Source organism: Streptomyces sp. col6 (genome assembly GCF_008042035.1).
Lineage (GTDB): Bacteria > Actinomycetota > Actinomycetes > Streptomycetales > Streptomycetaceae > Streptomyces.
Map to the genome: position 1 here is coordinate 348,844 of NZ_RDBL01000002.1, position 14,809 is coordinate 363,652.

The following is a 14,809-nucleotide window of genomic DNA, read 5'->3' on the forward strand; positions in this document are numbered from 1 at the left end:
GGCGCCTCAGAACTCCTCGTGCTCCTCGGGGTCCCCGCCGAACCGCTCCCGCCGCCCGTTCGAGATCCGCCCCAGCTCCTCGGGCGTCAGCTCGAAGCCGAACAGGTCCAGGTTCTCGCGCTGCCGCCCCGGATCGGCCGACTTCGGGATCGGTACGGCACCGAGCTGCGTGTGCCACCGCAGCACGGCCTGGCCCGGGGTGACGCCGTGCGCCTCGGCCACGGCCACCACGTCCGGGTCGGCCAGCAGATCACGGCCGCGCCCCAGCGGGCTCCAGCTCTGCGTGACGATCCCCATCGCCGCGTGCACCGCCCGCAGCTCCTCCTGCGGCAGCCGGGGGTGCAGCTCGATCTGGTTGACGGCGGGCACCACGCCCGTCTCCTCCTCCAGCCGCTCCAAGTGCTCGGCGGTGAAGTTGGAGACCCCGATCGACCGTACGAGCCCCTCCTCGCGCAGCTTGATCAGCGCCCGCCAGGTGTCCACGTACAGCCCCACCTTCGGAAGGGGCCAGTGGATGAGATACAGGTCCACGTAGTCCAGGCCGAGGTTCGCCCGTGACTCCTCGAACGAGGCCAGCGTCTTCTCGTACCCGTGGTGCCGGCCGGGCACCTTGGTCGTGACGAAGACCTCCTCGCGCGGCACCCCGCTGCGGGCGATGCCGCGCCCCGTACCGGTCTCGTTGCCGTAGTTCAGCGCGGTGTCCACGAGCCGGTAGCCGAGGTCCAGGGCTCCGGCGACGGCCTTCTCCGCCGCGTCGTCGTCGAGCGGGTAGGTGCCGAGCCCGACCGCCGGGATCGTACGGCCGTCGTTCAGCGTGTGCGCCGGGGTACCGGACATGATCGTCCCTTCTCGCCTGTTCACCGTCTCGCGGTATGCCTCCCCGCCCAGCGTAGGCGGGGAGGCGGCGAGCGGCAGAGCGACGGGGGCGCCCTCCGGTCAGGCGGCGTGGCCGCCGTCCGCGACCAGTTCGGCCCCGGTGACGAAGGCGGCCTCCTCGCCCGCGAGGTACGAGATCAGCCCGGCGATCTCCGCCGTGGTGCCGAACCGGTCCAGCGCGTTGGCCGTGCGCTGCCCGTCGGCGTACGGGCCGTCGGCGGGGTTCATGTCGGTGTCCACGGCGCCGGGCTGGACCAGGTTGACGGTGATGCCGCGCGGTCCCAGCTCGCGGGCCAGCGGCTTGGTCAGCCCGGAGAGCGCGGACTTGCTCATCGCGTAGAGCGTTCCGCCGGGGCCGCCCGCGTGCCGGCTCAGGGCCGTGCCGACGGAGATGATGCGCCCGCCGCTCTCCATCACCTCGGCCGCCGCCCGGCAGGCGAGGAAGACAGCCCGGACGTTCACAGCGAGCACCCGGTCGACATCGGCGGGCGTGAGAGTGCCGATCGGGCCGAGCACGCCGATCCCCGCGTTGTTCACCAGGATGTCGAGCCTGCCGAGGGACTCGACGGCCCGGTGCACCACCTCGGCGGCGGCGTCCGGGTCGGCCGAGTCGGCGCTTAGGGCGACCGCGCGGCGGCCGGTCGCCTCGATCGCGGCGACGACCTCCTCGGCGCCCCGCTCGTCCCGGACGTAGGTCAGCGCCACATCGGCGCCGTCCCGGGCCAGCCGCAGGGCGGTCGCGGCGCCGATGCCCCGGCTGCCTCCGGTGACGAGCGCGGTGCGGGGCGTGGGGAGGGTGCTGTTCATCGTGGTTCCTGTTCGTCGCCGGTCGTGCTGACGGGAACCAGGAAAGTCGTTCGGCGCCCCGGACACCGGCGGGAATTGGACGCCGAATCCGGTGCGGTCAGCGCCAGTCCGGCGAGCGGCCGAGCGCTGCCAGTACGCGGGGGAGCGGGCCGCCCTCCGCCACGGGCAGCGCGGGCCGGAAGGCGGCGCCCGGCCCCTCGCGCGCCGGTCCGCCCGGGACCCGCAGGGCGACGGGCAGGGCCGCCTCCACCACGTCGTCCGGCAGCGCGAGCGGCAGCCCGAGCGCCGCGGCCACGTCCCAGGAATGCACGACGTAGTCGAGGAAGTGGAACCCCATCGCGGTGGCCGCGGGGAACGTCGCCTCCGTACTGATCTCCGGCAGCGTGAACCGCCGTTGCGACGCCTCCGGCCGGTCGAAGGCGTCGAGCACGGTCCGGGCCGTCCCCCGGTACCAGGCGGCCGGATCGTCCCCGGCCCGCCGGGGCTCCCAGACGGCGGCGTCGCTTCCCTCGCCCCGTGCGGCGGCGGCGAACCCGAGGTGCTGGCCGCCCATGTGCTCCACCAGCGCGCGCAGCGTCCAGCGGTCACAGGGAGTGGGGCGGCTCCAGTCGCCGGGGCCCGCCCGGTCGACGAGGCGTACGGATGCGAGCACCGCGATCCGGTCGAGCCGGATGATGTCCATGGCTGGTGTCCCTTCGTCGTGCGTGTGGTGCGGGCCGGGCGGGCCGTGCGGGGTCAGCGCGTGGCCGCGGGCCACGGCTCCGTGCCCGACACCAGTCGCCACGCGGAGTCGTACACGGCGGACCTGTCGGTGAACGGGGCCGTCCAGGTCGCCGAGCGCAGGGTGCCGCGGCCTTGGTGGGCGCGGACGATCCGCCGGTGGTCGGGGCGGGCGACGAAGCCCAGCAGGTGTGTGTGCGCGGTCCAGACGGTGATCGAACCGGAACGGTTCATCCGCGGGCCCAGGTCCACCCAGAGCCACATGCCGACCGCGCCCGGCGTCCCCGGCCAGGTACGGCGCAGCCGCATCCCCTCGGCGCCCACGGAGAACGTGCTCCAGGGGCGGTGCGTGACGAACTCGGTGACTCCGACGACCACCTCCGCGCCGGGCTCCACGGACCCGGCGGCGGAGCCGGGCTGCCATCGGGTGCTCCAGAGCATCTGCGGCACGGTCGGTCTCCTTCTAGCGCGCGGGTCCGCCCGATGGCGGCTGCTCCGAGCCTATAACTAGACGAACGATCGTGCTAATAGTTTCTCCGGTGAGCTGAGCGTCGTATCCGGACAGGCTCTGGGTCTACGCGCCGGCGGGCAGCGACGCGGGGTCCACCGCCACCGCCCGGAGCCGCCCCAGGATCGCGCGCCACGCCCGCGTATAGCTCTCCGCGCTGCCCCGCAGCACCGAGTCGCCGTTCGCCAGCTCCAGGAACGCGATGATCTCGAAAGCGAGCTGGGCGGCGTCGCAGTCGTCGCGGATCTCGCCCAGGGCCCGTGCCTCCTCGACGCGCCGCTCCACGAAGGCGAACCAGCCGGCCTGTGCGGTCGCCAGCGCGTCGTGCACCGCGCCCTCACGGGCGTCGAACTCGGCGAGCGCGGCATAGAAGAAGCAGCCGCCGGGGAACACCCGGTCCCGCGAGTAGGCGATCCACGCCTCGCACATCCGCCGCACCCGGCCCAGGCCGGCAGGGGTCTCGCGCGTCGGCACGACTACGTGCTCGTCGTGGATCGCGACCGCCGCCCGGACGGTCGCCAGCTGAAGTTCCTCCTTGGAGCCGAAGAGCGCGAACACCCCGCTCTTGCTCAGCCGGAGGTCCGTGGCGAGACGGCCGAGCGACAGCCCTTCGAGGCCCTCCACCGAGGCGACCTCCGCCGCACGGGCGAGGACCAGCTGCCGGGTGCGGTTGCCCCGTTCGACCCTTCCGTCCTGGCGTGTTCCGGCCATCGCGCGACTCCGTGCTCCGTGGGTGCGGGCGGCCGCCGACGGGCCGGTCCCCGGGGCTCGCCATTGTAGGAGGGTGCCCGGTAGCGTGATCGTTCCCCTGTGCGAGCCGGTGCCGTCTCCACGTCGTCCCCTGTGGAGAAACGGGAGTTCCAGGTGTCCTCCGTCGTCGTCACCGTCCCAGTCGTCGCCCCGCCGCGCCGGGCCTGGCTCACCGATCTGCCCGTCCTGCTGGTCGCGGTGGTCTGGGGCTCCAGCTATCTCGCCGCCAAGGGCATCACCACCCCGCAGACCGTCGTCGCCGTCCTCGTGCTGCGGTTCGCCGTGGTGCTGCCCGTCCTGGTGGTCGCGGGCCGGCGCCGGCTGCGCGCGCTGAGCGCCGCCCAGTGGCGGGGCGCCGGGCTGCTGGGCCTCGTACTCAGCGGGATCTTCCTGCTGGAGACGTACGGCATCGTGCACACCTCGGCGACCAACGCCGGGCTCATCATCAGCCTCACCATGATCTTCACCCCGCTCGCCGAGGCCGCCGTGACCCGGGCCCGGCCGACCGGGGCCTTCCTCGCCGCCGCCGGGCTGTCCGTCGCGGGCGTGGTGCTGCTGACCCAGGGCGGCGGATTCACCAGCCCCTCCGGGGGTGACCTGCTCATGCTGGCCGCCGCTCTCGCCCGGACCCTGCACGTCCTGCTCATGGCACGCGTCAAGGCCGTGCAGAGCGCGGACTCGCTGTCCCTGACGACCGTGCAGCTCGGCAGCTCCGTCGCCGTCTTCGCCCTGCTGGCCGCCGCGCCGGGAACGGGTGAGGCGCCCTGGACGGTCGCCGCCGGGTTCGGGGTCCGGGAGTGGGGCGGGCTGCTCTTCCTCTCGGTGTTCTGCACGCTCTTCGCGTTCTTCGTGCAGATGTGGTCCGTACGCCGCACCTCGCCGTCCCGGGTCAGCCTCCTGCTCGGTACGGAACCGCTGTGGGCCGCCGCCGTCGGCATCGCGATCGGCGGCGAACGCCTGGGCGCCGCCGGGATCGCGGGTGCCGTACTCGTGCTGGCCGGAACGGCGTGGGGGCGGCGCGGCGCGGGCCCGGCCGCCCCCTGAGCGCGCCGCCCCTCACTCCTTGATCGCGTCCGAGGCGACCATCACCGCCGCCCCCGCCACCACCAGCACGATGGACACGTACAGGGAGTAATCCGAGGCGAACGGCAGCCGCTGCACCAGGTTGAAGAAGCGGAACCAGTCGAACCATTCATGGAGCAGCCCCGCGACCCCCTGGACGAAGACCAGGAAGCCGACCGTCTCGCAGAGTTTCTTCATGGCCACGAGCCTGGCCGCCGGCCCGCCGCCAGCGCATCGGCCGGTGGGCTGCCCGCCGGGTCCGAAAGTCTCCGACCGCGCGACTTTGGTCGCTCCGGCGCCCCGAAGCCCCGGAAGCCGCCGCCCACCTGCGTAGCTTTGACGATATGACGCGTACGGAGTACCCCTGGCTGCTGCCCTCGGCGATGGCCGACCCCGAGCTGCCGGGCGACCGAGGCCGGTCCCGCCGCACCGTGCGGGACTGGGCCGTCGACCTCACGGCCTTCCTCTGCGCGGCGGGCATCGGCCTGGCGGCCCTCACCACCATCGAGGCCGACCCCACCACATCGGACACCTTCGTGCTGGTGGACTCCCTCGTCGGCGCCGCCGCCTGCTGCGCCCTGTGGTTCCGGCGGCGCTGGCCGGTCGGGCTGGCCGTCGCCCTGACCCTGCTGTCCACCGTGGAGCCCGTCGCGGCCGGGGCCCTGCTGGTGGCGCTGTTCAGCGTGGCCGTCCACCGGCCGTTCCGGCCGGTCGCCCTCGTCGGCGCCGGGGCCCTCGTCGTCGTCCCCGTACAGCCGTATCTGCGCCCCGACCCGAACACGTCGTTCCTCGCGTCCACCATCATCGGGGTCCTGCTGATCCTGCTCGTCCTCAGCTGGGGCATGGTCGTGCGCTCCCGCCGCCAGCTCGTCATCTCCCTGCGGGAACGCGCCCGGCGCGCCGAGACCGAGGCCGCCCTGCGCGCCGAACAGGCCCAGCGGCTCGCCCGCGAGGACATCGCACGCGAGATGCACGACGTGCTCGCCCACCGGCTGACCCTGCTCAGCGTCCACGCCGGGGCCCTGGAATTCCGGCCCGACGCACCCCCGCCCGAGGTCGCCCGCGCCGCCGGAGTCATCCGGGACAGCGCGCACGAGGCGCTCCAGGACCTCCGCGAGATCATCGGCGTACTGCGCAGCCCGCGCGACGGGGACACCGACGGCAACCGGCCGCAGCCCACTCTCGCCACGCTCGACGCCCTGATCGCCGAATCCCGGCAGGCCGGCATGAAGGTCACCCTCGACAACCGGATCGACGACCCCGACGCCGTGCCCGCCGCCTCCGGGCGCACCGTCTACCGCATCGCCCAGGAAGCCCTGACCAACGCCCGCAAGCACGCCCCCGGCGCCGAGGTCACCGTCACCGTCACCGGCGGCCCCGGCCCCGGCATCACCGCCGAGGTGCGCAACCCGGCCCCCACCGAACCCTTCGCCCGGGTGCCCGGCTCCGGCCAGGGACTCATCGGCCTCACCGAGCGGGCCACCCTCGCCGGGGGCAGCCTCGACCACGGGCCGGAACCCGGTGGGGGGTTCGCGGTCCGGGCCTGGCTACCGTGGGCCTCATGATCACCCCCGCCGGGCCCGTCCGGCTGCTCATCATCGACGACGACCCGCTCGTCCGGGCCGGCCTCACCCTGATGCTGGGCGGCGCCGACGACATCGACATCGTGGGGGAGGGCGCCGACGGCAGCCAGGCCGCCGCCCTCGTCGACCGGCTGCGGCCCGACGTGGTCCTGATGGACATCCGGATGCCGGTCATGGACGGGCTGAGCGCCACCGAACTGCTGCGCCGGCGCCCGGACGCCCCCGAGATCGTCGTCCTGACCACCTTCCACGCCGACGAACAGGTCCTCCGCGCCATCCGCGCCGGAGCCGCCGGCTTCGTCCTCAAGGACACCCCGCCCGCCCAGATCGTCGAGTCGGTGCGCCGCGTCGCGGCCGGCGACCCGGTCCTGTCGCCCGCGGTCACCCGGCAGCTCATGGCCCGCGCGGCCGGCCCCGGACGCGAGGAACGGGTGGACCGGACCGCACGGGCGCGCGAACGACTCGCGCTGCTCGCCGACCGGGAACGCGAGGTGGCCGTCGCCGTGGGACAGGGGCGGTCCAACGCGGAGATCGCCGCGACGCTCTACCTCAGCGTCGCCACGGTGAAGACCCAGGTCTCCCGCATCCTCGCCAAGTTCGGCTTCAACAACCGGGTCCAGATCGCCCTGCTCGTCCACGACGCCGGTCTGCTCGACGACGAGAGCGGATCGAGCCTGCCCTGAAGGCTCGTTCCCGGCGGGCCGCCCGGCCTACGCTGAACGGGCCGGCCCCAAGGGCCGGGACGAAGCGACCGGGAGGGTGGGCCCATGTCCGAAGTCGAGGTAGATCTGCGCGGGTTGACCGATTTCACCGCGGATCCCTATCCCTACTACGACCGGATGCGCGCCGCCGGGCCCGTACACCTCATCCGCACCGACGAGTTCGAGCGGGCCTGGCTCGTCGTCGGCTACGACGAGGGCCGGGCGGTCCTCGCCGACCAGCGCTTCGGCAAGGACTGGCGGGCGCTGCCCGGCGAGATGGGCGGCGACCCGATCAACGCCAACATGCTGGAGATGGACGCCCCCGACCACACCCGGCTGCGCAAGCTCGTCGTCCGCGCCTTCACTCCGCGCCGGATCGAGGCGCTGCGCCCCCGGGTCCAGGAGATCACCGACGGACTGCTCGACGTGATGGTCCCGGAAGGCCGCGCCGACCTTGTGGACGCGCTCGCCTTCCCGCTGCCGATGACCGTCATCTGCGAGCTGATCGGCGTCCCCGACCTGGACCGGTCCGCCTTCCGCAAGCTGTCCAACGGGGTGGTCGCCCCCGCGAACGCGCTGGAGGAGGGCGAGTCGATCCGCGCCATGGGCGTCTATCTCGGCGAGCTGATCGAGGACAAGCGCCGCTCACCCGGCGACGACCTGCTGAGCGCGCTGATCGCCGCCCGCGACGAGGACGACGTCGCGCTGTCGCCGGACGAGCTGGTCGGCATGGCCTTCCTGCTGCTCGTCGCCGGCCACGAGACGACGGTCAACCTCATCTCCAACGGCGTCCGCGCCCTGCTCGCCCACCCCGACCAGCTCGCCGCGCTGCGCGCCGACCCGGGCCTCCTCGACGGCGCGATCGAGGAGATGCTGCGCTACGACGGACCCGTGGAGACGGCCACCATCCGGTTCGCCCGGGAACGCGTCGAGATCGGCTCCCGCACCGTCGAGCCCGGTGAAGCGGTGCTGGTCTCGCTCGCCGGCTCCGACCGCGACCCGGCCCGCTTCCCGGAGCCCGACCGCTTCGACATCCGGCGCGACACCCGCGGCCACCTCGCCTTCGGGCACGGCATCCACTTCTGCCTGGGGGCGCCGCTGGCCCGGATGGAGGGCCGCATCGCCGTCCGTACGCTCCTGGAGCGCTGCCCCGGCCTGGAGGCCGATCCGGAAGGCGCCCCGTTCGACTGGCTGCCCGGCACGCTGATCCGGGGAGTGCGCCGCCTGCCGGTGCGCTGGTGAGCGACGCGCCGCCCGCCTCCGCGTGCCCCTCCGGGTGACGGCGGGGCGGGCTCGGGGATACTTGCCCAGCCGGGCCGGGACCACACAGGGCCCCGGCACCACCGGGAGCACAGCGAGCAGCACAAGAAGGGCACGGCGTCGTGGCAAGGGTTCGGACAGGGGTACGTGCGATGGGCGCCGTGCTTGCGGCGGTGCTGGGGGTGTCCCTCATGGGATGCAGCAGCACCGGCGGCAAGCGGGCGGAGGAGCGTGCGGCCAAGGCCGCGGCCGAGGGCCGGGCCGCGGTGAACACGCCCCGCTGGACCTTCGCCATGGTCACCCACTCGGGCGACGGCGACACCTTCTGGGACATCGTCCAGAAGGGCGCCGAGATGGCGGCCAAGAAGGACAACATCAACTTCCTGTACTCGAAGAACGACGAGGGCCAGCAGCAGGCCCAGCTCGTGCAGGCGGCCATCGACAAGAAGGTCGACGGGCTGATCGTCACGCTCGCCAAGCCCGACGCCATGAAGGACGTCGTCGCCAAGGCCGTCCGCGCCGGCATCCCCGTCATCACGGTGAACTCCGGCTCCGCCGAGTCCAAGGCGTACGGCGCCCTCACCCACATCGGCCAGGACGAGTCCATCGCCGGCGAGGCCGTCGGCGAGGAACTGAACAAGCGCGGCCGCAAGAAGGCCCTGTGCATCCTGCACGAGCAGGGCAACGTGGGCCACGAGCAGCGCTGCGCCGGAGTGAAGAAGACCTTCGACGGCCGGCTGCAGAACCTGTACGTGGAGGGCACCAACATGCCCGACGTCCAGGCGTCCATCGAGGCCAAGCTCCAGTCCGACAAGGACATCGACGCCGTCGTCACGCTCGGCGCCCCCTTCGCGGACGCCGCCGTCAAGGCGAAGCAGACCGCCGGCAGCAAGGCCGAGATCGACACCTTCGACCTGAACTCCAAGGTCGCCGCCTCGCTCCAGTCCAAGACCCTCGGCTTCGCCGTCGACCAGCAGCCCTACCTCCAGGGCTACGAGGCCGTCGACCTGCTCTGGCTCTACCGCTACAACCGCAACGTGCTCGGCGGTGGCCGTCCGGTGCTGACCGGCCCGCAGATCATCACCTCCGACGACGCCGCCCAGCTCGCCGAGTACGCCGACCGGGGCACCCGATGACCGCCGGCCCCGGATCGTCCGCCGTCGTCGACGAGCGGCTGGTGCGCACCTCACCGCTGCGCAAGCTCCTCGGCCGCCCGGAGCTGGGCTCCGTCGTCGGCGCGCTCGCGGTCTTCCTCTTCTTCGCGCTTGTCGCCGACAGCTTCCTGCGCGCCACCAGCTTCGGGACCGTGCTGTACGCGGCCTCCATCATCGGGATCATGGCGGCGCCGGTCGCGCTGCTGATGATCGGCGGCGAGTTCGACCTGTCCGCCGGTGTGATGGTCACCAGCTCCGCGCTGATCTCGTCGATGTTCAGCTACCAGATGACGGCCAACGTCTGGGTCGGCGTCTTCGTGTCCTTGCTGGTCACGCTCGCCATCGGCGCGTTCAACGGCTTCATGCTGACCCGCACGAAACTCCCCAGCTTCATCATCACGCTGGGCACGTTCCTCATGCTGACCGGCCTGAACCTGGGCTTCACCAAGCTGATCAGCGGCACCGTCTCGACGAAGACCATCGGCAACATGGAGGGCTTCCCCTCCGCCCGCAAGCTCTTCGCCTCGTACTGGACCGTCGGCGGCGTCGAGCTGAAGGTGACGCTCCTGTGGTGGGCCGGCCTGGTGGCCGTCGCCACCTGGATCCTGCTCCGCACCCGCTTCGGCAACTGGATCTTCGCGGTCGGCGGCGGGGCGGACGCGGCCCGCGCGGTCGGCGTCCCGGTGATCCGGACGAAGATCGGTCTCTACCTCGGCGTCGCCTTCGCCGCCTGGGTCTCCGGGCAGCACCTGCTGTTCAGCTACGACGTCGTGCAGTCCGGCGAGGGCGTCGGCAACGAGCTGACCTACATCATCGCCGCCGTCATCGGCGGCTGTCTGATCACCGGCGGCTACGGCTCCGCGATCGGCTCGGCGGTCGGTGCCTTCATCTTCGGCATGACCAGCAAGGGCATCGTGTACGCGGAGTGGAACCCGGACTGGTTCAAGTTCTTCCTGGGAGCGATGCTGCTCCTGGCCACCCTGCTCAACGCATGGGTACGCAAGCGCGCGGAGGCGACGAAATGACGGCCCCCCAGGCCCAGGACGGGCCGCAGGACGCCGGCCGGCAGGCTCTCGTCGAGCTCGACGACGTGGCCAAGTACTACGGCAACATCAAGGCGCTGGAAGGCGTCTCGCTGGAGGTCCACGCGGGCGAGATCTCCTGCGTCCTCGGCGACAATGGCGCCGGCAAGTCCACCCTCATCAAGATCATCGCGGGGCTGCACCGGCACGACGCCGGGCGGTTCCTCGTCGACGGCGAGGAGACCACCCTCGCCAACCCGCGCGACGCCCTGGACCGGGGCATCGCCACGGTCTACCAGGACCTGGCCGTCGTCCCGCTGATGCCCGTCTGGCGCAACTTCTTCCTCGGCTCCGAGCCGACGACCGGCGCAGGACCGTTCAAGCGCCTCGACGTCAAGCTGATGCGCGAGACGACCCGCTCGGCCCTGCTGCGCATGGGCATCGACCTGCGCGACGTGGACCAGCCCATCGGCACCCTGTCCGGCGGCGAGCGCCAGTGCGTGGCCATCGCCCGCGCCGTCCACTTCGGCGCGAAGATCCTCGTCCTGGACGAGCCGACGGCCGCGCTCGGCGTCAAGCAGTCCGGGGTCGTCCTGAAGTACATCGCCGCCGCCCGGGACGCCGGCCTCGGCGTGGTCCTCATCACCCACAACCCGCACCACGCGTACCTCGTCGGTGACCGGTTCGTCCTGCTCAAGCGGGGCGTCATGGCCGGCAGCCACACCAAGGAGAGCATCACGCTCGACGAGCTGACCCGCCAGATGGCGGGCGGCAGCGAGCTGGAGGAGCTGAGCCACGAGCTGAAGCGCGCCACCGGCCCGGGTCCCGTCGACAAGGCGTAGGACCACAGCCCGTCCGCCCCGTCCGACGGCCGCACCCTCCGGGCAGTGGCAGAATCGGGACGGACGGGCGCCGTCCGCCACCGGGACCACACCCTCCCGGTCACACCGATCCACCCAGGGACGATGAGCACGTACCGCGACTTCGCACACCGCGGCTCCGCCCGCGCCACCGTCCTGCGGACCGTGGGCACCCGGGAGAGGCGCTCCCATCTGACGGCGCCCCGGGTCCCCACCGTCGGTATCGACATCGGCGGGACCAAGGTCATGGCCGGTGTCGTCGACGCCGACGGCACGATCCTGGAGACGGTGCGCACCGAGACCCCGGACAAGTCCAAGAGCCCCAAGGTCGTCGAGGACACCATCGTCGAACTGGTCCTCGACCTCTCCGACCGCCACGACGTGCACGCCGTCGGCATCGGCGCGGCCGGCTGGGTCGACGCGGACCGCTCCAAGGTGCTCTTCGCCCCGCACCTCGCCTGGCGCGACGAGCCCCTGCGCGACGCCATCGCCTCCCGGCTCGTCGTCCCCGTCATGGTGGACAACGACGCCAACACGGCCGCCTGGGCCGAGTGGCGCTTCGGCGCGGGGCGCGGCGAGGACCACCTCGTCATGATCACGCTCGGCACCGGCATCGGCGGCGCCATCCTGGAGGACGGCCAGGTCAAGCGCGGCAAGTACGGCGTCGCCGGTGAGTTCGGCCACATGCAGGTCGTGCCCGGCGGCCACCGCTGCCCCTGCGGCAACCGCGGCTGCTGGGAGCAGTACAGCTCCGGCAACGCGCTGGTCCGCGAGGCCCGCGAGCTGGCCGCCGCCGACTCCCCGGTCGCCCACCAGATCATCGAGCGGGTCAAGGGCAACATCCCCGACATCACGGGACCGCTCATCACCGAACTGGCCCGCGAGGGCGACGCGATGTGCGTCGAACTCCTCCAGGACATCGGCCAGTGGCTCGGCGTCGGCCTCGCCAATCTGGCCGCCGCGCTCGACCCCTCCTGCTTCGTCATCGGAGGCGGCGTCAGCGCCGCAGACGACCTCCTCATCGGACCGGCCAGGGACGCCTTCAAGCGCCACCTCACCGGCCGCGGCTACCGCCCCGAGGCCAAGATCGCGAAGGCGCAGCTCGGCCCGGAGGCGGGTATGGTCGGCGCGGCCGACCTCGCCCGGCTGGTGGCCCGCCGCTTCCGCCGCACCAACCGCCGCCGCGTCGAGCGGTACGAGCGGTACGCGCAGATCTACGACCAGGCCGCGAGCACCCTCCGCAGCAACCGCAACACCCGCACCTCGTAGGGACCCCCACACCCATGACCGCAGCCGAGCACCCCGTCGTGCCGCGCCAGTCCCCGCCGCCGGACGACGAAGAGGGGCGGCGGGGCGAGACCCGCAGGCACCTGATCCGCCGGCGCCTGATCACCGCGACGATCATCGTGCTGCTCATCGGCGTCCCGGCCGGCTATCTGCTGATCTCGGCGGGCCAGAGCCGCCGCTCCGGCCAGGACAAGGCCGCCGAGGCCGCCGCGCAGGGACTGCGTCCCGGCTGGCCGTCGCGGATGCTGCGCCGGATCTTCGAGGTGCCGATCCCCGGCTATGCGACCGAGGTCCAGTACTACGAGACGAACAACTGGAAGGCCAGCCGGATGTACGCGCAGTTCCGTACGACGTCCAACGGCCTGGACAGCTTCCTGACCGCGATCGGCACCGGCCGCGCGGCCCTGGAGCCCGGCAAGGTCACCATCGGCGAGCGCGACACGAAGATCGCCGGCTGGTACTTCGGCAAGGGCGTCTCCTGGGCGGGCACCACCCACACCAACAAGGACCCTCGCCCCACCCAGGACATCACCGTCGACATGACGGACCCGATGTCACCCGTCGTCTACGTCGTCTCCGCCGCGACCCCCTGACGCGGCGGACGGCGCCAGCGCCTGCACGTCCCCGTACGACAGCGTCCCGCCCTTCACCGGCCGGCCGTCGCGGATCGCGGCGGCGGTGGCGACGGCCCCGGACAGCGCCTCCCGGTAGAGCAGTGAGCCGAGGCTGACCCGGCGCACGCCGAGGGCGCTCAGCTCGGCGGGGCCGGGCCCGGCCGGGCTGTACAGCACGTTCAGTGGCGTGACGAGGGCGGCGGTCAGGGCGGCGATGCCCGCCCGGTCGGCCAGCCCCGGCACGAACACCCCGTCCGCCCCGGCCCGCTCGTAGACCGCCAGCCGGTCCGCGGTCCGCCCCTGCTCGCACCCGAGCCAGTACGTGTCCGTGCGGGCGTTCACGAACAGCCCGGGTGCGGCCTCCTTGACGGCGGCGATCTTCGCTGCGTGCAGCCCGACGGGGGTCAGGGTGCCGTCCGGCCGGCCGTCCTCCAGATTGATCCCCGCCGCCCCCGCCTCCTGGAGCCGTCGGGCCAGTACGGCGACCTCGGCCGGGTCGTCGCTGAAGCCCCCCTCGGCGTCCACGCTGAACAGGAACGGACCCCGCCCCAGCCGCCGGGCCAGGGCCACGGTCGCCTCCTCGGTGGCCGCCGCCCCGTCCGCCAGGCCGAGGCCCGCCGCGACCCCGAGGCTGGTGGTCCCCACCGCCTCGAACCCCTCGGCGGCCAGCGCGGCGGCCGACGCGTAGTCCCAGGCATTGGGCAGCAGGAAGGCTTCGCCCCGGTGGTGGAGCCGGGCGAACGCGGTCATCGCGCGCCCGAGCAGCCCGTCGGCGTCCGGCGGGGGAGGGACGAGCGCGGGGTCGGCGGGGGCCGCCCGGGTTTCCGCGTACCGGCTGAACTCATGGGGCGTCGCGTGGCTCATGGCTCCCACGCTAGGGCCGGAACACTTCGGCAGCCGCCGAACCGTCCCTGCGGCACCATGAAGGCATGTCCTCACTCGCCGACACCGCCGCCCTCTTCGCCGACCGCACCCGGGCCGCCTTCTGCCAGGCGCTGCTGGACGGGCGCGCCTGGACGGCGGGCGAGCTGGCGCGGCACGCGGGCGTCGGCGCGTCCACCGCCAGCGAGCAGATCTCCCGCCTGGTCGCCGGCGGCCTGCTGGCCGAGGAGCGTCAGGGCCGGCACCGCTACGTACGGCTGGCCGGCCCGGAGGCCGCCGCCCTGACCGAGGCGCTTGCCGCGTACGCCCCGGGCACGCCCCGCCCGCACACCCTGGCCGCCTCCGGGCGCCAGGACGCCGAGGCACGGGCGCGCACCTGTTACGACCATCTGGCGGGCCGGCTGGGCGTGGCCCTGGCGGACGCGATGACCGCGCGCGGCCTGGTCGACACGGGCTCCGGGATCGCCGTCACCCCGGCGGGCCGGGACTGGCTGGCCGACGCCCTGGACTACCGGCAGCCCGCCGGCGCCCGCCGCCCCCTCGTCCGCACCTGCCTGGACTGGACCGAGCGCCGCTCCCACCTCGCCGGCGCCCTCGGCGCGGCCCTGTGCACGACGGCCCTGGAACGCGGCTGGGTGCGGCGGGTCGGCTCGGGGCGGGCGGTGAAGGTGACGCCGGAGGGGAGCGAGGCGTTCGGGAGACTGCTCGGGGTGGAAGCGTGAG

16 protein-coding genes and 1 pseudogene are annotated in these 14,809 nt (G+C 73.1%); 10 read left to right on the forward strand and 7 right to left on the reverse strand.

Annotated features, from left to right (window positions below; translation table 11 throughout):
- Nucleotides 1-6: 6 nt before the first annotated feature.
- The 5 genes from EAO73_RS01705 to EAO73_RS01725 form a co-directional block, all read right to left on the reverse strand.
- Nucleotides 7-837 carry an aldo/keto reductase gene (locus tag EAO73_RS01705; protein ID WP_147969660.1) on the reverse strand — a complete coding sequence of 277 codons (831 nt, stop codon included), beginning with the start codon at nucleotides 835-837 and terminating at the stop codon, nucleotides 7-9.
- Between the two features lie 99 nt (nucleotides 838-936).
- Nucleotides 937-1,683, reverse strand: coding sequence for an SDR family oxidoreductase (locus EAO73_RS01710; protein WP_147969661.1), 747 nt, complete (start codon nucleotides 1,681-1,683; stop codon nucleotides 937-939).
- Nucleotides 1,684-1,780: 97 nt separating this feature from the next.
- Entirely contained in the window at nucleotides 1,781-2,365 is a 585-nt protein-coding gene (locus EAO73_RS01715; protein ID WP_147969662.1) for a TIGR03086 family metal-binding protein, read from the reverse strand.
- 53 nt (nucleotides 2,366-2,418) lie between these two features.
- On the reverse strand, nucleotides 2,419-2,853 hold the full coding sequence (locus tag EAO73_RS01720) for a hypothetical protein (protein ID WP_147969663.1): 435 nt from the start codon (nucleotides 2,851-2,853) through the stop codon (nucleotides 2,419-2,421).
- 124 nt (nucleotides 2,854-2,977) lie between these two features.
- Complete coding sequence (locus EAO73_RS01725) at nucleotides 2,978-3,622, reverse strand: TetR/AcrR family transcriptional regulator (protein WP_147969664.1); 645 nt, start codon at nucleotides 3,620-3,622, stop codon at nucleotides 2,978-2,980.
- Between the two features lie 153 nt (nucleotides 3,623-3,775).
- Between EAO73_RS01725 and EAO73_RS01730 the strand changes: the two genes are divergently transcribed.
- Nucleotides 3,776-4,705, forward strand: a complete 930-nt coding sequence (locus tag EAO73_RS01730; protein ID WP_147969978.1) for a DMT family transporter — start codon at nucleotides 3,776-3,778, stop codon at nucleotides 4,703-4,705.
- A gap of 12 nt (nucleotides 4,706-4,717) precedes the next feature.
- On the opposite strand, the gene EAO73_RS01735 is transcribed toward EAO73_RS01730, so the two are convergent.
- Nucleotides 4,718-4,921 carry a hypothetical protein gene (locus tag EAO73_RS01735; protein WP_147969665.1) on the reverse strand — a complete coding sequence of 68 codons (204 nt, stop codon included), beginning with the start codon at nucleotides 4,919-4,921 and terminating at the stop codon, nucleotides 4,718-4,720.
- 146 nt (nucleotides 4,922-5,067) lie between these two features.
- Here EAO73_RS01735 and EAO73_RS01740 point away from each other — a divergent pair, with 146 nt between their 5' ends.
- The 8 genes from EAO73_RS01740 (at nucleotide 5,068) to EAO73_RS01775 (ending at nucleotide 13,183) form a co-directional block, all read left to right on the forward strand.
- On the forward strand, nucleotides 5,068-6,288 hold the full coding sequence (locus tag EAO73_RS01740; protein WP_147969666.1) for a sensor histidine kinase: 1,221 nt from the start codon (nucleotides 5,068-5,070) through the stop codon (nucleotides 6,286-6,288).
- Nucleotides 6,285-6,989 (forward strand): response regulator, encoded by a 705-nt coding sequence (locus EAO73_RS01745; RefSeq protein WP_147969667.1) that lies wholly within the window; start codon nucleotides 6,285-6,287, stop codon nucleotides 6,987-6,989. The genes EAO73_RS01740 and EAO73_RS01745 overlap by 4 nt, the downstream gene beginning before the upstream one ends.
- Before the next feature lie 84 nt (nucleotides 6,990-7,073).
- Complete coding sequence (locus EAO73_RS01750; protein WP_147969668.1) at nucleotides 7,074-8,249, forward strand: cytochrome P450 family protein; 1,176 nt, start codon at nucleotides 7,074-7,076, stop codon at nucleotides 8,247-8,249.
- A 170-nt stretch (nucleotides 8,250-8,419) separates the two neighbouring features.
- Nucleotides 8,420-9,403 carry a sugar ABC transporter substrate-binding protein gene (locus tag EAO73_RS01755; protein ID WP_147969669.1) on the forward strand — a complete coding sequence of 328 codons (984 nt, stop codon included), beginning with the start codon at nucleotides 8,420-8,422 and terminating at the stop codon, nucleotides 9,401-9,403.
- Nucleotides 9,400-10,446: an ABC transporter permease gene (locus EAO73_RS01760; RefSeq protein WP_147969670.1), complete on the forward strand. Its 1,047-nt coding sequence runs from the start codon at nucleotides 9,400-9,402 to the stop codon at nucleotides 10,444-10,446. Before EAO73_RS01755 ends, EAO73_RS01760 begins: the two co-directional genes overlap by 4 nt.
- Nucleotides 10,443-11,285 carry an ATP-binding cassette domain-containing protein gene (locus tag EAO73_RS01765; RefSeq protein WP_147969671.1) on the forward strand — a complete coding sequence of 281 codons (843 nt, stop codon included), beginning with the start codon at nucleotides 10,443-10,445 and terminating at the stop codon, nucleotides 11,283-11,285. Before EAO73_RS01760 ends, EAO73_RS01765 begins: the two co-directional genes overlap by 4 nt.
- 123 nt (nucleotides 11,286-11,408) lie before the next feature.
- A complete protein-coding gene (locus tag EAO73_RS01770; RefSeq protein WP_147969672.1) occupies nucleotides 11,409-12,572 on the forward strand; it encodes an ROK family glucokinase in 1,164 nt (387 codons plus the stop codon).
- Nucleotides 12,573-12,586: 14 nt separating this feature from the next.
- Entirely contained in the window at nucleotides 12,587-13,183 is a 597-nt protein-coding gene (locus tag EAO73_RS01775; protein ID WP_147969673.1) for a hypothetical protein, read from the forward strand.
- Here EAO73_RS01775 and EAO73_RS01780 read toward each other — a convergent pair.
- Nucleotides 13,145-13,978 (reverse strand): annotated as a pseudogene (locus EAO73_RS01780) (isocitrate lyase/PEP mutase family protein); the annotation flags it as partial. The gene EAO73_RS01775 and the pseudogene EAO73_RS01780 sit on opposite strands and share 39 nt — an antisense overlap.
- 155 nt (nucleotides 13,979-14,133) lie before the next feature.
- Between EAO73_RS01780 and EAO73_RS01785 the strand changes: the two are divergent.
- Entirely contained in the window at nucleotides 14,134-14,808 is a 675-nt protein-coding gene (locus tag EAO73_RS01785; RefSeq protein WP_147969674.1) for a winged helix-turn-helix domain-containing protein, read from the forward strand.
- Nucleotide 14,809: the final 1 nt, after the last annotated feature.